At 57.8% G+C, this 17449-nt stretch carries 21 protein-coding genes; all 21 read right to left on the bottom strand.

Annotated features, from left to right (window positions below):
• Positions 1-317: chemotaxis protein CheC (locus ACESLM_RS20850; protein WP_372633803.1), on the bottom strand; the 317-nt coding region annotated here is incomplete at its 3' end.
• On the bottom strand, positions 307-1308 hold the full coding sequence (gene fliM / locus ACESLM_RS20855; RefSeq protein ID WP_094043385.1) for a flagellar motor switch protein FliM: 1002 nt from the start codon (positions 1306-1308) through the stop codon (positions 307-309). The genes ACESLM_RS20850 and fliM, both read right to left, overlap by 11 nt.
• An 80-nt stretch (positions 1309-1388) precedes the next feature.
• A complete protein-coding gene (locus ACESLM_RS20860) occupies positions 1389-1868 on the bottom strand; it encodes a flagellar basal body-associated FliL family protein (protein WP_372633807.1) in 480 nt (159 codons plus the stop codon).
• On the bottom strand, positions 1865-2098 hold the full coding sequence (locus ACESLM_RS20865; protein ID WP_372633810.1) for a flagellar FlbD family protein: 234 nt from the start codon (positions 2096-2098) through the stop codon (positions 1865-1867). The genes ACESLM_RS20860 and ACESLM_RS20865 overlap by 4 nt, the downstream gene beginning before the upstream one ends.
• Before the next feature lie 61 nt (positions 2099-2159).
• Positions 2160-2981, bottom strand: a complete 822-nt coding sequence (gene flgG / locus ACESLM_RS20870; protein ID WP_372633812.1) for a flagellar basal body rod protein FlgG — start codon at positions 2979-2981, stop codon at positions 2160-2162.
• Positions 2982-3070: 89 nt separating this feature from the next.
• The gene (locus tag ACESLM_RS20875; RefSeq protein WP_372633815.1) at positions 3071-3457 is read right to left on the bottom strand and encodes a TIGR02530 family flagellar biosynthesis protein; all 387 of its coding nucleotides are present in this window, start codon (positions 3455-3457) and stop codon (positions 3071-3073) included.
• Entirely contained in the window at positions 3450-3941 is a 492-nt protein-coding gene (locus ACESLM_RS20880) for a flagellar hook capping FlgD N-terminal domain-containing protein (protein ID WP_094043375.1), read from the bottom strand. The genes ACESLM_RS20875 and ACESLM_RS20880 overlap by 8 nt, the downstream gene beginning before the upstream one ends.
• Positions 3942-3967: 26 nt before the next feature.
• Positions 3968-5392 (bottom strand): flagellar hook-length control protein FliK, encoded by a 1425-nt coding sequence (locus ACESLM_RS20885; RefSeq protein WP_372633818.1) that lies wholly within the window; start codon positions 5390-5392, stop codon positions 3968-3970.
• A 34-nt stretch (positions 5393-5426) separates the two neighbouring features.
• Entirely contained in the window at positions 5427-6338 is a 912-nt protein-coding gene (locus ACESLM_RS20890) for a MotE family protein (protein WP_094043371.1), read from the bottom strand.
• Between the two features lie 42 nt (positions 6339-6380).
• Complete coding sequence (gene fliJ / locus ACESLM_RS20895) at positions 6381-6827, bottom strand: flagellar export protein FliJ (RefSeq protein WP_372633821.1); 447 nt, start codon at positions 6825-6827, stop codon at positions 6381-6383.
• A 12-nt stretch (positions 6828-6839) separates the two neighbouring features.
• A complete protein-coding gene (gene fliI, locus ACESLM_RS20900) occupies positions 6840-8159 on the bottom strand; it encodes a flagellar protein export ATPase FliI (protein WP_372633824.1) in 1320 nt (439 codons plus the stop codon).
• The gene (gene fliH, locus ACESLM_RS20905) at positions 8146-8988 is read right to left on the bottom strand and encodes a flagellar assembly protein FliH (RefSeq protein WP_372633827.1); all 843 of its coding nucleotides are present in this window, start codon (positions 8986-8988) and stop codon (positions 8146-8148) included. The genes fliI and fliH overlap by 14 nt, the downstream gene beginning before the upstream one ends.
• The gene (fliG, locus tag ACESLM_RS20910) at positions 8981-9991 is read right to left on the bottom strand and encodes a flagellar motor switch protein FliG (RefSeq protein WP_372633830.1); all 1011 of its coding nucleotides are present in this window, start codon (positions 9989-9991) and stop codon (positions 8981-8983) included. The genes fliH and fliG overlap by 8 nt, the downstream gene beginning before the upstream one ends.
• Positions 9992-10002: 11 nt before the next feature.
• Positions 10003-11571, bottom strand: a complete 1569-nt coding sequence (fliF, locus tag ACESLM_RS20915; RefSeq protein ID WP_372633833.1) for a flagellar basal-body MS-ring/collar protein FliF — start codon at positions 11569-11571, stop codon at positions 10003-10005.
• A 97-nt stretch (positions 11572-11668) separates the two neighbouring features.
• On the bottom strand, positions 11669-11971 hold the full coding sequence (gene fliE / locus ACESLM_RS20920; protein ID WP_372633836.1) for a flagellar hook-basal body complex protein FliE: 303 nt from the start codon (positions 11969-11971) through the stop codon (positions 11669-11671).
• 55 nt (positions 11972-12026) lie between these two features.
• On the bottom strand, positions 12027-12473 hold the full coding sequence (gene flgC / locus ACESLM_RS20925) for a flagellar basal body rod protein FlgC (protein ID WP_372633839.1): 447 nt from the start codon (positions 12471-12473) through the stop codon (positions 12027-12029).
• A 3-nt stretch (positions 12474-12476) separates the two neighbouring features.
• On the bottom strand, positions 12477-12893 hold the full coding sequence (gene flgB, locus ACESLM_RS20930) for a flagellar basal body rod protein FlgB (protein ID WP_372633841.1): 417 nt from the start codon (positions 12891-12893) through the stop codon (positions 12477-12479).
• A gap of 276 nt (positions 12894-13169) precedes the next feature.
• Positions 13170-13943: a GTP-sensing pleiotropic transcriptional regulator CodY gene (codY, locus tag ACESLM_RS20935; protein ID WP_094043357.1), complete on the bottom strand. Its 774-nt coding sequence runs from the start codon at positions 13941-13943 to the stop codon at positions 13170-13172.
• 83 nt (positions 13944-14026) lie between these two features.
• Complete coding sequence (hslU, locus tag ACESLM_RS20940; RefSeq protein ID WP_372633844.1) at positions 14027-15415, bottom strand: ATP-dependent protease ATPase subunit HslU; 1389 nt, start codon at positions 15413-15415, stop codon at positions 14027-14029.
• Between the two features lie 32 nt (positions 15416-15447).
• On the bottom strand, positions 15448-15993 hold the full coding sequence (gene hslV / locus ACESLM_RS20945; RefSeq protein WP_372633847.1) for an ATP-dependent protease subunit HslV: 546 nt from the start codon (positions 15991-15993) through the stop codon (positions 15448-15450).
• A gap of 97 nt (positions 15994-16090) precedes the next feature.
• A complete protein-coding gene (gene trmFO, locus ACESLM_RS20950; protein ID WP_372633849.1) occupies positions 16091-17422 on the bottom strand; it encodes an FADH(2)-oxidizing methylenetetrahydrofolate--tRNA-(uracil(54)-C(5))-methyltransferase TrmFO in 1332 nt (443 codons plus the stop codon).
• Positions 17423-17449 lie beyond the last annotated feature (27 nt).

The following is a 17449-nucleotide window of genomic DNA, read 5'->3' on the forward strand; positions in this document are numbered from 1 at the left end:
CCTTCGAACCCTTCAACGTAGCTGACGTGAACCGCCACGTGAGGCTTCGGAAACTCGGATTCGAACTTGTCTCTGACGATCGCGGACACGGTTGGGGTCGTAATGTCGACCTTCTTGCCGAGCAGCGTCGACAGCGCCGTTGCCGCGCTTCCGAACGTGATGTTGCCGATCTCCCCAAGGGCGTCCTGTTCGAGCGGAGTCAGGTAATCGTCGATCGACTGCGAGGCTTCCGCAGCCGCGGGAGCGTCTTCCCCGCCGGAAGACTGGTTCAGCAGGGCGTCGATCTCCTCCTGGGATAAGTAATCTTTACTCGTCATTGATTTCATCTACTCCTTCGCTGACGATCTCTTGGATTTGAATCGCCATTTTGTCTCGCAGCGTGCCCGGACTGGCGATAAACTTCACGTTGTCCCCGACCTTGACTTCAAGACCGTCCGTCGTTTGACGGGTCAGCGTAATGACGTCTCCGACCGCCAAATTGAGAAACTCCTGGACGGAAATGTGCGAAGATCCCAGCTCGGCGATAATCGGCAGCTTCGCTTTGTGAACCCGTTGCTCGAGAATCTGCTGCTCCTCGGGGGCGCGCGTCTTCTTCTGCGACACGAACCAGTGGTGAACGGACAGTCTCGGCATGATCGGTTCGATGACGACGTGGGGAATACACAGGTTGATCATCCCCGTCGTCTCGCCGATTTTCGTGCTGAGCGAGATCAGAGCGATCGTCTCGTTGGGGGATACGATCTGCATAAACTGCGGATTCGTCTCCAATCCTTCAAGACGCGGCTGCATATCGATCATCGTCTTCCAAGCTTCCTGCAAGCTGTCGAGGGCGCGGTTGAATATTTTCTCCATGATGATCGTTTCGATTTCCGTCAGGGCGCCGATCTTGCTCGGAGCGCTTCCGCCTCCGCCGAGCAGTCTGTCCAGCATCGCGAAAGCGACGTTGGGATGTACTTCCAGAACCATTCGTCCTTCCAGCGGCTCCGCCTCGAAGATGTTCAGAATCGTCATCTTGGGGATGGAGCGGATAAATTCGTCGTAAGGCAGCTGCTCGACTTGAACGACGCTGATTTGGACGAACGTTCGAAGCTGGGCGGAGAAATAAGTCGTTAAATATCTTGCGAAGTTCTCGTGGATCCGGGTCAAGCTGCGAATGTGGTCCTTGGAAAAGCGGGTCGCGCGTTTGAAATCGTAGGCGCGAACCTTTTTCTGCGTATCCTCTTTCTTGAGCTCCTCCGCATCCATCTCGCCCGACGACAGCGCCGCGAGCAACGCGTCTATCTCATTCTGCGACAGTACATCTACCAAATCTCTCACCCCTTTCTCGAGCCTCGGCGGAACGATCTCTCGAACCGCTGGCCTAACTGATGTTCCGGACTACTTCTATATTAGATAGGAGTCATAACAAATCCTTTAATTCCGACTTTAAGCAGCTTGCCTTCGGTAATGACGGCGTTGATCGAGTTGATCAAGCCCGCGGCCAGCTGGTCCTTGCCTTTCGTTCCGCTCATTTCATCCGGGGTCATGACCCACAGCGCGCGGTTGACGATCGGCTTGATTTCGTTCTCCTTAATCTTGTCGAACTCATCTTTCGCTTTTTCGCTGTCGAACTGGAACGAGAAGCTGATTTTGACCACGTAGTCCGTGTCCGCAAGATTGGTGCTGATATCAATTAATTCGGATGTGACTTTAACCATTTCATCCGCAGATATTGGCTCCAGCTGCACGTTCTCTGCCACTTCCTTGGCGGCTTGTTCGGGATCCTTCTTCTTGTCCCCGAACAGATTGTTCCAGAAGTAGAACGTGACAACGACAATCAACGTAATCGCCAATAATAGCGAAACGAGCCATGGCAACAATTTTCTCATGACGTAGCTCCCTCCGATTGCGGGTCCGCGGGGCCTGTGACCGCCGCCAACACGCCGATACTGCGTAAGTAATGCCGGATCGCCCGGATTACATCCGAAGAATTTTCGACCACAATGAACTTTCTTCCTGTCGTAAGCGTAATGATCGTGTCCGGCGTCTCTTCCACCGTCTCGATCAGCAAAGCGTTGAGATGTAGCTTCGTGCCGTTCAGGCGCGTAACTTGAATCATAACTGGGCCTCCCCCAGACTGCCGGAAGAAGGGCCTCAACCCTTCCCCGACAGGAGATCAATTACCGTTTCAGGTTCACGACTTCTTGCAGAATTTCGTCGGATGTCGTAATGATTCTCGAGTTCGATTGGAAACCGCGCTGGGCGACGATCATTTCCGTGAACTCGTTCGTCAAGTCGACGTTGGACATTTCAAGCTGGCCGGAGATGATCGAGCCAGAGCCGGTTTCTGCATCTGCAGCTTGTCCGATCACCAGTTCTCCCTCCGGGTTCGCGTTCGGCGTCATCCGGTACAGGTTGCCGCCGACCTTCTCCAAGCCGCCCGGGTTGGCGACTACCGCGACTCCGATGAAAACTCCCGTCGGCTCGGCCAAGCCGTCCGCTCCGATGGAGATGATCTCACCGGTCTGGGAGATGGAGAATGCCGTCACCTCCGCGTCGAGTTGGATGATTCCCCCACCCGAATCCAATACGAACATGCCGTCAGCGTTAACGAGCTGTCTGTTCGCATCGAGATCGAAGTTGCCGGCGCGGGTCAAATACCGCGTCTCTCCGTCCCCGTTCGGGCCGATGACGAAAAATCCGTCGCCGTCGAGGCGCAGGTCGGTCGGCTTGCTCGTCGTCATCGCACTGCCCGGCGTATGCAGCGTGTCGATCGCGGCTACGGTAACGCCGAGGCCGATTTGCTTGGCATTGACGCCGCCTTGCTCGCCTTCGACCGAAGCGGTCACGCCCGACATCGATTGGCTCAGAATGTCCTTGAACATCACGCGGCCCGCTTTGAAACCGACCGTGTTGACGTTGGCGATGTTGTTGCCGATAACGTCGAGCTTCGTTTGGAACCCTCTCATTCCGGATACGCCGGAATACATAGAACGCAACATGTAATGCCTACCTCCATTAAGGTGGGATTAAGCCGCTTCAATCGGTCGGCGGCTGCGGGCTTCCTTTGCAGGACCGGCCCTGTTGTTCGTTAGCTGACGACGACGGCGCTGTCGATTTGGGTGAAAATATGCTCTCTCATCGAATGGCCGTCCATCGCGGTTACGACGGTTCGGTTCGGCACGCTGACGATCATAGCGATGTCCTGGAACAGCACCAAGGAATCTTTGGCTCCTTTGGCCGCCGCCTGATCGACCGCGCTGGCGATTCGTTCAAGCTGATCCGGCTGCAATCGAATGCCTCTCTGCTGCAGACGCTGCTCCGCGTGATGGCTGAACTTCAACTGTTGCTGGCTGAGCAACTCCTTGAAGGATACTCCTTCGGAGTCGGCCTGCCTGTTCCGATCCGGCGGCCTATGGCCTTGAATCGGCCCCGTACGCCCCGTCGTCAGATGTCCGACGAGCATCGGGTTATTCATCTCCCGTCACCTCCGGCTGGCTCTCGCCGTTTCCGCCTTCTTCCGCGGAAGGTTCAGAGATTGAGATGATCTTGTCGATCGGAACCGCTAGATCGCCGATCTGAGCATACTGCACGCCGCCCGTCCAGATGATCGAGTCGACCGTGCCTCTCTGCACGACGCTTTGCCCGCCCTCTTCGACGTTGTCCGCGTACCACTCGATCTGTTTGCCGATGAGTCCGGTAGCCATTCCGGCCGACTGCTTCAGCGCCGTAATCTCCTTGGTCATGTTCATCATCTGCTCCAAGGACGAGAATTGCGCCATCTGAGCGATGAATTCCTTATCCTGCATCGGCTGCATCGGATCCTGGTAGCGAAGCTGCGTTACAAGAATTTGCAGGAACTCGTCTTTGCCAAGCTGCTTGACCGGTTCCCTGGCCGCGGCCTGTACGTTCTGGGAGGAATAGTACGGCCATATGTTTTTCGTGCCGACACTGTCAGCCACTTCACTCACCTCCTCTTGCTTCGAAGTTACGCGGTCACGTTAATCGAGCTTCCGTAACCGATCTCCTTCAGCGAAGAGTTGCGCTCCAGTTCGGCCGCGAATACGGAATCTTCGTTGGCGTCGTCCCCGTTCCGTCCGTCGGAGCTTCCCTCTCTGCCGGAGTTCGAATTCCGGTGCTCCTTCTGCTCGAACGTCGTTCCGCCGGAAGCCGAAGATTGCTGGACGACCTCAAGCCGCTCTACCTGCAATCCTTGTCCGTTTAGCGATGCTCTAAGCTGAGCCATTTGATTTTCCAGCAGTTCTTTGGCGGCTGGATTGTCCGCGATAAACTGCGCGGTCAGCACGCCGTTGTTCATTACGATGCGAATGTCCACTTGTCCGAGATGCTGCGGAGTCAGCGTCAGCTTCGCTTCGGAGATGCCGTTTCCTTGCGTCAGTTGGAACTGCTTGACCAAGTATTTGCCCATCTGATCGGCGAATTGCTGAACCGGAACCGGAGTCGGCACCGGCGCTGCAGGCTTGGCCGCCGCGGTTTCCCCGTTAGCTAACCGATCGTTCTGCAGCAGCGTCCATACCGGCCTGGATTCCGAAGAAGTCGTCTGTTCCGCCGTATCGAGCGCTGCCGAAGCCGTCTGGGCGTTCGTCTCGGACGTTTCCGCATCGGCGGCCACTTGAAAGCGCCATACCGGATCGCGAAGCGCCTGTGCAGGTCGACGAACTTCCTGGGACGAAGCTGCCTGGGCGGAAGCATCCTTGGCGACAGCGCCTTCGGTCGGAAGGTTGTCCGCTTTGCCGGTCGCTTTGGCTTGTTCGGCCTCGCCCGTCTTCGCCGCAGCGGAAGCCGCGGTAATCGACGTCAACGTATCCAGCGCAGCTTTGATTTGTCCGGCAAACGCCGGGGCTTGCTCTTGCGAGTCCTTCCCGGATGCGACGGCTTCGGTCAATTGCTTCACGACTTCGCGCAGAGATTGCACGAGAGGCTTGGACAGCTGCGTGTTCAACGCGACGTCCACCGTCTGCCCCGCATCGCTCGTCTCCGCAAGCGCCGTATCCGTCGTCGGCTGAGCCGCGCGAAGCTGGTCGAGCATGCTTTGCAGCATGGACAGCATAGCTGCGAGTTGCTCCTGCGCTTCCGCCGTAAGCTCTCCGCCCGCTTGATCCAACTGCTCCAGCTGCTCCGCAAGGTTCGCCAGCAGCGCCAGCAGGTCCTGCGTTTCGCTTTCGCCGCCCGAAGCTCCGACCGTTCCAATCAGACCGGTTAAACCTACGGGAAGGGACAGGCTGCCGCCGCCTTCGCCCGAAGCCGCCGAAGCGTTGCCGCCTCCGTCGATCGCCTGCACGAGAGCGCCCGCAAAGCCGTTTCCGCCTTCCGGCGAGCCCTGAGCGCCGCCCGTAACCGAAGCCAACGCTTTGCCGGCCGCGGAAGGTGCGGATGAAATCATCATGTTCATCTTGTTTTCACCTCCTTTCGCGAAAGTCGATCCGTTACGGATTAGCCGGCATCAGCTTGCTGATCAAATTCGCCGCGGTTTTCTTGTCCAACGTGGACAGTTCGTTCAGCACCTTGGCGCGTGCGTCGTTGTCCAAAGCGTCCAAGATTCGCAAAGCTTTGCTCTGCGTGGTCGTTGCCATCTGCAGCAGCAGTTCGGCCGCTTTCTTCGGCTCCATGCCGGAGAACGTGCGGTTCAATTCCGCCGTGTCCAGAGCGGAGGACGTATCGGCCGGGCTGTTCTCAAGCTCCTTGATCCGCGATTGCAGCGCGGCGATCTCGCGATCGTCGACCGTCTCCGCGTCTTTCAGCTTCATCGTCACGTCGGCCGCCTTCTTCGGAGTCATCCGCTCCAGCACGCGGCCTCGTTCGGTTTCGGTCATCGCGCCGAGCACGAGAGCCGACTCCTCCAGCGTCATGCTTTCGAGAATCGGAGCTGCCTTGCTGGGCGTCATCTTGCCGTACATGTTCGCGAGTCCCTTGATGCGAGACTGATAAGCTTCGCCCGTAATCGTACGCTCCTCGTCCGCCTTCGTCAGCTCGTCCAGCTTCAACTGCAGCTCGTCCAGCTTCTTCTTCTGCTCTTCGCCGAGCGCCGTCGCTTGACGCAGAGCGGTTTCCCGATCCGCGAGAAGCGCGTTCAACTCGTCTATTTTCGCTTTGGCGTTGTTCACCGACAGCGTCTCGTCCGTCTGCGCTCCCGGCGCTGGCGGAGTGTCCGGGTTCGGCAGAATCGACCGAACGACCGGAATTTTGTTGCCGATCTCCAGCGCCGCGTTGCGCCAGTCCGCGTTGAACATCAACAGCAGCACGCCGAGCAGCACCGCAGTAAACAAAATCGGGGTAATAAAAAAGAGAAATCGCTCGAACCCGCTGTAACTGCTTTTTTCCACATCCGCGCTCGCCACGAATTTCCCTCCCTTCTCCTGCGATCGACCAGCGGGTGCCCGTTACCTCCGCGAGGAGGAGGCCGCTCTTACGATCGCGATTTCGTCCAGTTCGTTTTGTTCCTTGGCCAACCGGTCGCGCCTGAACCGTTCCAACGCGCGGTCGCGCGCGTTCAGCCACACTTTTTCGTCCACCATCTTGTCCGTCAAAAGCCCTTGGCGCTTGCGCACCTGATCTTCCGCGGATCGGACGCCTTCATGCTGCCTGCGGATTCTTTCGTCGACCACCTGGATGTATCGCTCGGTCTCCATCAGTTCGGTCAGAGGCGTCGGCCGTTTGGCGGTCGACAGGATGCCCTCCTCGAGGCCGCGGCGTTCTTCGTACAGCTTCCTCAAACGCTCTTCCTCGGTTCTAAGCTGGCCGAGCGAAGCGGCGTATTCCCATTCGGCCATCGATTTCTCGCTGCCCTTCAGATCCACGATCTTCTGCAAAGGATATCGGAATGCCATAATCGCTTAACCTCATCTCCTGTAAAAATCGATAATGAGCCGCTCCTGCGCTTCCTGCAGCGTCACTTTCTCGTTCGTTCTCTGCTGCGTGTACGTCCGAATCAGATCGTAGTATTGAATCGCTTTGTCGATCTCGGCGTTCGAACCTCGCTGGTAAGCTCCGATATTAATGAGGTCCTCGGAGTCCCGATAGACGGCCAGCAGTTTCTTCAGCTGTTCCGCCGCCCCCTGCTGCTCCTCTGTGACGATGTCCTTCATGACCCGGCTGACGCTCGACAGCACGTCTATCGCCGGGAAATGCCCTTTGTTCGCCAAGTTCCGGTGCAGGACGATATGTCCGTCCAGGATGCCGCGCACGGCGTCGGCGATCGGCTCGTTCATGTCGTCGCCGTCCACGAGAACGGTATAGAAAGCGGTGATCGAGCCCGTCGGCCCCGTCCCCGCGCGTTCCAACAGCTTGGGCAGCGCGGCGAACACGGAAGGCGTGTAGCCTCTCGTCGCCGGCGGCTCTCCGATCGCCAGTCCGACTTCCCGCAGCGCCATCGCATACCGGGTGACCGAATCCATCATCAGCATGACGTTCATCCCGCGGTCGCGAAAATATTCGGCGATGGTCGTGGCGATCAGCGCGCCTTTCATCCGGATCAGCGCCGGCTGGTCCGAAGTCGCCACGATGACGACCGATCGGGCCAGTCCTTCCGGGCCGAGATCCTTCTCGACGAACTCCAGCACCTCGCGTCCGCGTTCCCCGATCAAGGCGATCACGTTGACGTCCGCGGAAGTGTTTCTCGCGATCATCCCGAGCAGCGTGCTCTTCCCGACGCCCGATCCGGCGAAGATGCCGATCCGCTGGCCTTGGCCGACGGTCAGCAACCCGTCGATCGCTCGGACGCCGACGCCCAGAGGCGTCGTCACCCTCGGACGGCTGAGCGGATTACCTGGCGCGTTGTTCGTCGAATAGTGCGGCATACGCACGGACAAGCGCGTTCCGTCAAGCGGCCTGCCGAGTCCGTCAAGCACTTTGCCAAGCAGCTCGGAGCCGACCTGCACCGTCAGCGGGTTGCCCGTCGCGACAACGTCGCAGCCCGGGCCGACCGAATGCAGCTCGCCGAGCGGCATTAGCAGCACCCGATTATCGCGAAAGCCGACAACTTCGGCGAGCACCGGCTTGCCGCCCTTCATCGGGTGAATCGAGCAGACGTCTCCGATGCTGGCGTCCGGCCCTTCCGATTCGACGGTCAGCCCGATAATCTGAATGACCTTGCCGTTCACCCGCACCGGATCGATCTCCCGCAATGTATCCGTATAACGTCCGATATCAAGGAGCGCCATCCGATTCGCTCCCCTCGCCGCGGTGGGCCGCTACTTTGAGCAACTGCTCTCGAATCGCTTCAAGCTGCGTGTCGACTCTCGCGTCGATGCTGCCGAAAGCCGATCTCACGATGCATCCGCCCTCTTTAATGGAAGCGTCCGGAACGACCTGCAATTCCGCCTGCGCGTCCAGCGCCAGCGCCAATTCGTCCTTCGCCGCCTGGACGAAGGCGAATTGGGACGGCGAGACGCACAGCACGATAACCCCTTGTTCCTTCCTTCTTGCCAGAACTTTCTCGAACAGCTTCATCGACATCTCCGGAGCTTTGGCCAGCTTGCGGTGAACGATCTTCTCCGCGATCGAGCAGCTCAGCTCCACGAGGAAGGATTCGCCTTCGGTAATGATCGATTCTTTGGCCTCATAGGCCTGGGTCACGATCGCCTCCGCTTCCCGAAGCCGTTCCTCGTATTGCGCCTTGAGCTGCTCTTCCGCTTCCAACGCCCCGCTGCGATAACCTTCCTCGTAACCTTGTCGGCCGGCCTCCTCGCGAATGCGACCGTCCTCCTCGCGGCGGGATTGCCACCACGCTTCGGCTTCCCGTTCCGCCGCCGCCCTCAGTTCCTCCGCTTCGGCCTTCGCCTGCCGCACGATTTGTTCCGCGGTAAGCTCCGCGTCGGCGATGATGCGTTCCTTTAACGTTTGTGTTTCGACATCGGGCGTTTGATTTCCTTCGCCGTCCGTGCCGGAACCCGAAATATTTTGCGGAACGGGAGCGATTCTTTGGATCAATTCCAATCTCTTCAGATCGTCCAACGACACGACATACGAAGATTTGATGAGATTAGACAATGATATCGTCTCCTCCGCCGCGAGCGATAATGATTTCTCCGGCCTCTTCCAGTCTGCGGATCGTCGCTACGATGCGGGTCTGCGCCTCCTCTACGTCGCGCAGCCGCACCGGCCCCATGTATTCCATCTCTTCCTTGAACGTCTCCGCCATCCGCTTCGACATGTTCCGGAAGATCGATTCCCGCACTTCCTCGCTCGCGACCTTGAGCGCGAGCTGCAAATCCGCGTTCTCGATGTCGCGAATGATGCGCTGGATAGAACGGTTGTCGAGATTGACGATGTCCTCGAACACGAACATCCGCTTCTTGATCTCCTCCGCCAGCTCCGGATCCTGGATTTCCAGGGAATCCAGGATCGTGCGTTCCGTTCCGCGGTCTACGCCGTTGAGGATCTGCACGATCGCTTCGATGCCGCCGGCGTTCGTATAATCCTGCGTAACCGTGGAGCTGAGCTTCTGTTCCAGCACCCGCTCCACCTGAGCGATGACGTCCGGAGACGTGCTGTCCATGAGCGCGATTCTCCTCGCCACTTCCGCCTGCTTCTCCTGCGGCAAGGACGAGAGCACCGCGGAAGATTGATCCGGCTGCAGGTACGAAAGCACGAGCGCGATCGTCTGCGAATTTTCGTTCTGAATGAAATTCAAAATTTGCGAAGGTTCGGCCTTCCGCGCGAAATCGAACGGACGAACTTGCAGCGTCGCGGTCAGGCGGTTCAGAATGTCCATCGCCTTCTGCGAGCCAAGCGCCTTCTCCAAGATTTCTTTCGCGTACGTAATGCCGCCCTGCGTTATGTACTCCTGAGCGACGCAGATCTGGTGGAACTCGCTGAGAATGAGATCCTTCTCGCTGGCGTCCACCTTGCGCACGTTGGCGATCTCGAGCGTCAGCTGCTCGATCTCGTCGTGGCGCCAGTGCTTAAACACTTGCGCGGATACTTCCGGTCCGAGGGTGATGAGCAGAATGGCTGCTTTCTGCCTCCCGGACAACTGAAACCCTTTCGCCATCGCTGCCACCTCTATTCATCCACCAGCCAAGTCCGGAGAAGATTAACGAATTCATCCGGCTTGCGCTTGGCCAAGCTTTCCAGTTGTTTGCGCACCTGGCTTTCGTTCGAGACGTTGTCGATATCGATCGTCGGCATCTCAGCACGCGGAGCTTCCGCGATTTCGGCCGCTTCCTGCGCGGCTTTGCGTCGACGATAGATATAGTAGCCTCCTCCTCCGAGCAGCGCCAGCGCGAGCAGACCCGCTCCGGCCATCCAGAACGCCGAGTTCGACGCGCCTCCAGAAGCCGCCGTCGTGCCTTCGAAAGATTGCGAGAGCACCGATACCCGTTGCATCAAAGCTTCGTCCGACAGATCCAGACCGGACTCGGCCAGCAGCACTCTCGCGCTTCTCAGGAGAACGCCTTGGATCTCGGCCAGCCTCTCCGGCGTCATATTAGCGGAATTTACCCCTACATTAATGGATAAGTCCTTCACTTTATAGGGTCCGTAGTCGATATTATTAGTAATGCGGTTTACATCATAGTTAACCGAGCTGGAAACCTTCTCGGAAGAGGAGGAACCGGAGCTGCCTGCGGCCGGGTAGTTGGTGACGTCGGTTTCACCCGTGCCGGCAACGCCTCCGGCTTGTCCGTCCTGGCCCTGGAACGTCTCGCTCGATTCTTGTCGGCCGATTTCGATCCCTTTATTGTCATTATCCGGCAACGGCTGCACGAGCTGCTCCACGGACGTCTTCTTGTCGAAGTTCAAGGAGGACACGACGCTGACGACCATGTTGTCCGTGCCAACGATCGGATCCAAGAACTGCCGAATGTTTCTCTTCAGCGTATTTTCGAATTCGCTCTGAATGGCGAACTGCGTCTCGTAGAGCGCTCCGCCCATTCCTGTCCCTCCGCCCAGCTGGGTAGAAGGCGTCAGATCTCCAGTGCTGCTGCTGATCGTGATGTCTTTAATGTCCAGATTCGGCACGGCCGATTTGACAAGGTTGTAATAGCTGTCGATTTCTTCCTGTTTAGGCCGGAAACCCGGCTTGAAGGTAATGACGACGGCCGCGATCGCTTTTTCCTTATCCGATTGATTGAGGAACACCGAATCTTCGGGCAGCGTCACGATCGCCTTGACCTTCGCGACTCCTTGCTTGCTGAGCAGCAATTGCTGGATTTCGCCGTTAAGCGCGTTTCTGAATTTGACGTTGAATTCCTGATCCGTCGTCCCGATGGCCGATGAGGATTTGCTGAGCTCCGGAAATCCGATGGAGCCGTTCTGAACAAGGCCTTGCGACCCGACGTCCACTTTGACTTTTGCCGCGGAGGCGCTCGGAACGTAGATGCTCGTCCCCGCGTCGCTCAATTTGTAGCCGATGCCGCTGCCGTCCAAGTGTTTCATGATCGCGGCGGCGTCGGTGCTGTCCAGGTTCTGGAAAGCAAGTTCGTATTCGGTTTTGGTGAATAAATAGGTCAGTAATATGATGGCAAAAAGCAACAAGGCTGCTGTTGAGGCGAGCACCCATTTTTGCGTCTTGCTGTACTGGTTCCAGAAACCGAGCAGCTTTTCTCGAACCTGTGCCCACTTCTCGTTCACGATTTCACCCCACCTGCGGTTAGAAGACCGGAGAAGGCGGATTGCCTGCGCGCCTTCTTCCCGTAATTAAGATTAGCTAGTACGTTCCGAATAAGAATTAGATCTGCATCCGCATAATTTCCTGATAGGCCTCGATAACCTTGTTGCGGACTTGTCCGGTCAGGGAGAGACTGAGCTCCGCCTGCGTAGCGGCGATGACGACCTGGTTCTCGTCGACTTCCCCGATCAGGAACTGATCGTTCAGCTTATGTACGTTCTGCTCTTGAGCGGCCACGCTGTCAAGAGCGTTCTTCAGATACGAGGCAAAGCTTTCCGTCGCTTCGGCCGGCGTCGCCCGCAGCTGATTCAGACTCGGACCCGATACTAAGTTAACGGGATTTATCATCGTATTCGTAATCAAGCCAGCACCCCTCTAACGTTGGTTGGATTCATCTCGCGAAGCTTGTGCGCCTCCGTCAACGGCGGCCCATTTCAAGCGCCTTCATGAACATCGATTTCCGCGCGTTCAACGCGGTTACGTTCGCCTCGTACGACCGAGAAGCCGCCAGCAAGTCGACTTGCTCCTTCAACATATCGACGTTGGGCATATACACCATTCCGCTTGCATCCGCGTCGGGATGCGTCGGATTGTACACCTGCTTAAACGGCGCGGAATCTTCGCGAATGGACGCCACTTTGACCCCTTGCGCCGACGATGCGTTCAGCTGCTGGCCGAGCAAGTCCTGGAATTTGGGCTGCGCCGCCTCCATGACAACGACTTTGCGGCGATACGGAACGAAGTTTCCGTTCACGTAACCGGCGCGCGTCGTCTCTGCGTTCGCGATGTTCGCCGAAATGACGTCCATTCGCAGCCGCTGAGCCGTTAGCGCGGAAGCGCTGATATCGAAACCTCCGAGCTTCATCCGTTACGCACTCCCCTGAATTCCGATTCTCATCATCTTGGCCTCGTGGGCCACCTGCTGCGACATCAGATTGTATCTCAGCTGGTTTTCCGCAAGAAGGGCCATTTCCTTCTCGATGTCCACGTTGTTCTTGTTGTTGTTAAACGCTGTAGATTCGTCCACAACGACTTTTGGCGTCGGCGACGGGTACGCCCCGTTGATCGGAAAATGCCGGGGGTCGGTCAATCTGCCGGCCGGAGCGCGCGTTCCCTGCGCGCCGATCGCCTGCGTCAGCAGTTCTTCGAAAACGACGTCGGATCTCTTGAAATAAGGCGTATCGTTATTTGCGATATTGTTTGACAGCACGCGATGTCTCATCGTCGCGGCCTGGATGGCATTTTCCAAACGCATAAAAGATGCGCCGCTTAGCAACTCCATCATTGTCGCCCCTCTCCGCTCGTTCATGAGATAATCTTCATTAATCGGTTCCGGCCGCATCAAACCCGGACTTCGCACCTGTTTAATTCCACGCAAATCTCTTAAATTCCTGCTTGATGCGACAAGACTTTTGCCCTTTCTACATAAAAAACAACACAATACGACAAATTAGAATTTTCTAAGATCCATCATCTACGACATCCGTTCGCGTGACAATAAGAAAAAAGCCCTAATCTTCCCGAAGAAGATTGGGCTTTCCCGTCGGACTGACGCGCGCGCTTATCCGTTCTTGCGATGCTCCAATTCTTGCAGCAATTGGGCGTTAAGAATGCGGATGTACGTGCCTTTCATGCCGAGCGAGCGGGTTTCGATGACCCCTGCGCTCTCCAGCTTCCTTAGCGCGTTGACGATGACGGATCTTGTAATTCCGGCTCTGTCGGCGATCTTGGAAGCGACGAGCAATCCTTCTTTCCCTTCCAGCTCTTCAAAGATTTGCTCGACGGCCTCCATCTCGCTGAAGGAGAGAGAATTGACGGCGACCGTGACAATCGCCTTGCTTCTGGCTTCGGCTTCCCGTTCGTCGATCCGTTCTCTCAGAATCTCCATACCTATAATGGTAGAGCCGTATTCCGCCAAAATTAGATCGTCATCCCCAAACGATTCGTTTTCTCTGGATAGGACCAAAGTCCCTAATCTGTCACTTCCGCCAATGATCGGAACGATCGTTACGATTCCGTTGCCGAAAGCCGCCTCTATCGGGGTTAAAATTTCCTCATTTGAAGAAACGTTCGCGGCCGTCTCCGAAATGCGCAGCAGACGATCGTTCGTCTCGGAAGGAAAGCGCATCCCGTCCGCCGCTTCCCTGCGCAGCCACATTTCGGGAAATCCCGCGGAATGCGCATAACCGAGCACTTTCCCCTTTCTGCTCAGCACGAATACATCGCCTTGCATCGTTTCGCGCAGCCCCTCCGCCATCTCGCGGAAGTTGAGAGGCTTGCCCGCCGCTTCCTGCAGCAGCCGGTTAAGCGTCCGGGTTTTCATCAACAGCGTCATGATTGTGCTTCCTCCTAGTGCGACAAGCAAGTACAACGATTCCGCCGTCCGGAGACGGCGGCATGCGTTCGGCTAAGAGCCGCTTATAGAATATATTGACTCAAATCTCGATTGCTTGCAATCGTCGATAATTTCTCGCGGACGTACTCCGGCGTAATGGTCATTTCCTCAAGCTGCAGCTCCGGCGCCTCGAAGCTCAAATCCTCCAGCAGCTTCTCGAGCAGCGTATGCAGCCGACGCGCCCCGATGTTTTCCGTGTTGCGGTTCACCTCTTGGGCCATTCTCGCCAGCTCGGAGATCGCGCCGTCGGTGAACGAGACGTTGATGCCTTCCGTCTGCAGAAGCGCCGTGTACTGCTTCGTCAGCGCGTTCTCCGGTTCAGTCAGAATGCGGATGAAATCTTCGTCCGTCAAGCTGCTCAGCTCTACGCGAATCGGGAAGCGGCCCTGAAGCTCGGGAATGAGGTCCGAAGGCTTGGCGATATGGAAAGCGCCAGCGGCGACGAACAAAACGTAGTCGGTCTTGATCGGCCCGTATTTGGTCACGACCGTCGAGCCCTCGACGATCGGCAGGATGTCTCTCTGCACGCCTTCCCGCGAGACGTCCGGCCCTTGCCCGCGCCCTTGACTGGCGATCTTGTCGATCTCGTCGATAAAAATGATGCCCGACTGCTCCGCCCTGTGCACGGATTCGGAAATGACGTCGTCCATGTCGATCAGCTTGTTGGCTTCCTCCACGGTGAGCACCTTGCGGGCTTCCTTCACCGTCAACCGCCGCTTCTTGCGGCGCTTCGGCAGAAACTGTCCGAGCATTTCCTGCATGTTGCCGAACTGCTCCTGGCCCGGTCCGCCCAACATGTCGAGCATCGTAGGCGAGTTGTCCTCCACCTCAATCTCGACGATCTCGTTCTCCAGAAGGCCGGCCTCCAGCCTCGCCCTCGTATCCCGTCTCTTATCCTGCAGCCCCGGGTCGACCGGATCCGGCTCGTCGCTCGGAGTGGCATTGCCTCCGAACAGCATCTCGAGCGGGTTTTTCTGCGGCTTCGGACGCGCGGGGGACGGAGCGAGCAGGGCGACCAATCTCTCGTTGGCGGCTCTCTCGGCTTTGTCCTTCACCTTCTCGGTCCGCTCTTCCTTCACCATCCGGATCGCCGTCTCCACCAAGTCCCGGACCATCGATTCCACGTCTCTGCCGACATAGCCGACTTCCGTGAACTTCGTCGCCTCGACCTTGACGAACGGAGCATGGACGAGCTTGGCCAGCCGCCGCGCGATTTCCGTCTTCCCGACGCCGGTCGGTCCGATCATCAGAATGTTCTTGGGCACGACTTCGTCGCGTATTTCCTCCGGCAGCCGGCTGCGGCGATACCGATTGCGAAGCGCTACGGCGACCGAACGCTTGGCAGACTTCTGCCCGACGATGTATTTGTCGAGCTCGGCAACGATTTGGCGGGGCGTCAGTGCGTCATTCATGCGATCCTCTCCCTTACGCTTGTCGAATGTAATCATTCTATCTCCTCGACGATTAAGTTATTGTTGGTGAACACGCAAATTTCGGCCGCCGTCTCCAGCGCCGCGCGGGCGATGTCCCGCGCCTCCATGTCCGGCGCATGGCGCTTGAGCGCCCTCGCCGCGGCCAAGGCGAAGCTGCCGCCCGAACCGATCGCCAGAATCCCGTCGTCCGGCTCGATCACTTCGCCGTTGCCGGACAGCAGCAGCATGCCTGTCGAGTCGACGACGATCATCATCGCCTCGAGCCGGCGCAGCACCCGGTCGGAGCGCCAATCTTTGGCGAGCTCGACCGCCGCGCGCTGCAGGTTGCCGTGATGCTCCTCGAGTTTGCCTTCGAATTTCTCGAACAGCGTAATCGCGTCCGCGACCGAACCCGCGAATCCGGCAAGCACCTGGTTGCGGTACAGTCTGCGCACTTTTTTCGCCGTGTTTTTCATCACCATGCTATTGCCGAAGGTAACCTGGCCGTCTCCCGCGATCGCGCCTTTGCCGTTATGGCGGATCGCGCAAATCGTCGTGGCGTGGAATGTCATGTCCATGGGCTGATCCTCCCGATATTAATCGAATTTTTCGAACATTCGCATAGAGTCGCAAAAGCAGCGGCTTAGGTCTTATACGCAGCCGCTGCTTCATTGGTTACAATACGGAGCTCGCCCGAATTTCGGACCGCAGCGCGTCGATCGCTTCCAGAGCGCGCGCGGCGATGGCGTCGTTCTTGTCCTTCTTGCTCCTGACGCGGTAGCCGAGAGGCGGGAACAAGCCGAAATTGGCGTTCATCGGCTGGAAATGCTTGAAGTCCGCCGTCGTAATATAATTCGCCATACTGCCGAGCGTCGTATGCGCGGGAAGCGTCAGCGGCTCTCGGCCTCCGGCCAGCCTCCCGGCGTTCAGCCCCGCGATCAGCCCGGAAGCGGCCGATTCCACGTAGCCTTCGACCCCGGTCATCTGTCCCGCGAAGAACAGCGTCTCCCGCCCCCGGAACTGATAGGTCGGATGCAACAGTTTCGGAGAATTGATAAACGTATTCCGGTGCATGACCCCATAGCGGACGAACTCGGCGTTCTCCAGCCCGGGAATAAGCGAAAACACCCGCTTCTGCTCGCCCCATTTCAGATGCGTCTGGAACCCGACGATGTTGTATAGCGTTCCGGCCGCATTGTCCTGACGCAATTGAATGACCGCGTGCGACTTCTTCTCCGTGCGGGGATCGACCAGTCCGACCGGCTTCATCGGCCCGAACAGCACCGTCATCTTGCCCCTCTTGGCCATCGCCTCGATCGGCATGCAGCCTTCGAAGTACATGTCCTTCTCGAAGTCCTTCACTTCGGCCGTCTCCGCATGGATCAGCGCGTCGTAGAAGACGTCGAACTCGGCTTCCGTCATCGGGCAGTTCAAATAGGCCGCTTCTCCCTTGTCGTAGCGGGAAGCGAGAAACACTTTGTCGAAATCGATGGAATCCTTCTCCACGATCGGCGCTGCCGCATCGAAGAAGTAGAAGTATTCTTCGCCCAGCAGCCGTTTGATGCCGTCGGACAGCTCCGGCGAAGTAAGTGGGCCGGTCGCGACGACGACGATTCCGTCTTGCGGAATCGCGGTAGCTTCCTCGTTCACCACCGTAATGAGCGGATGCTCCTTCAGCCGCTTCGTCACCTCCGCGGAGAACCCTTCGCGGTCCACCGCCAGCGCCCCGCCCGCCGGAACGGCGTGCAAGTCGGCGCAAGCGAGAATGAGCGAATCCAGCCGGCGCATCTCTTCTTTCAATACGCCCACGGCGTTCGTCAAGCCGTTCGCGCGCAGGCTGTTGCTGCAGACAAGTTCGGCAAAGCTTGCCGTATGATGGGCCGGCGTCTGCCTGACCGGCCTCATCTCGTATAACGTGACGGGGACGCCCTGCGCGGCGATCTGCCAGGCGGCCTCGCTGCCCGCCAGTCCCGCGCCGATAACCGTCACCGATTGTTTTTCGCTCAATGTTATTCCTCCAACTCCACTGATTGA

The organism is Cohnella sp. (assembly GCF_041641335.1).
GTDB lineage: Bacteria > Bacillota > Bacilli > Paenibacillales > Paenibacillaceae > Cohnella.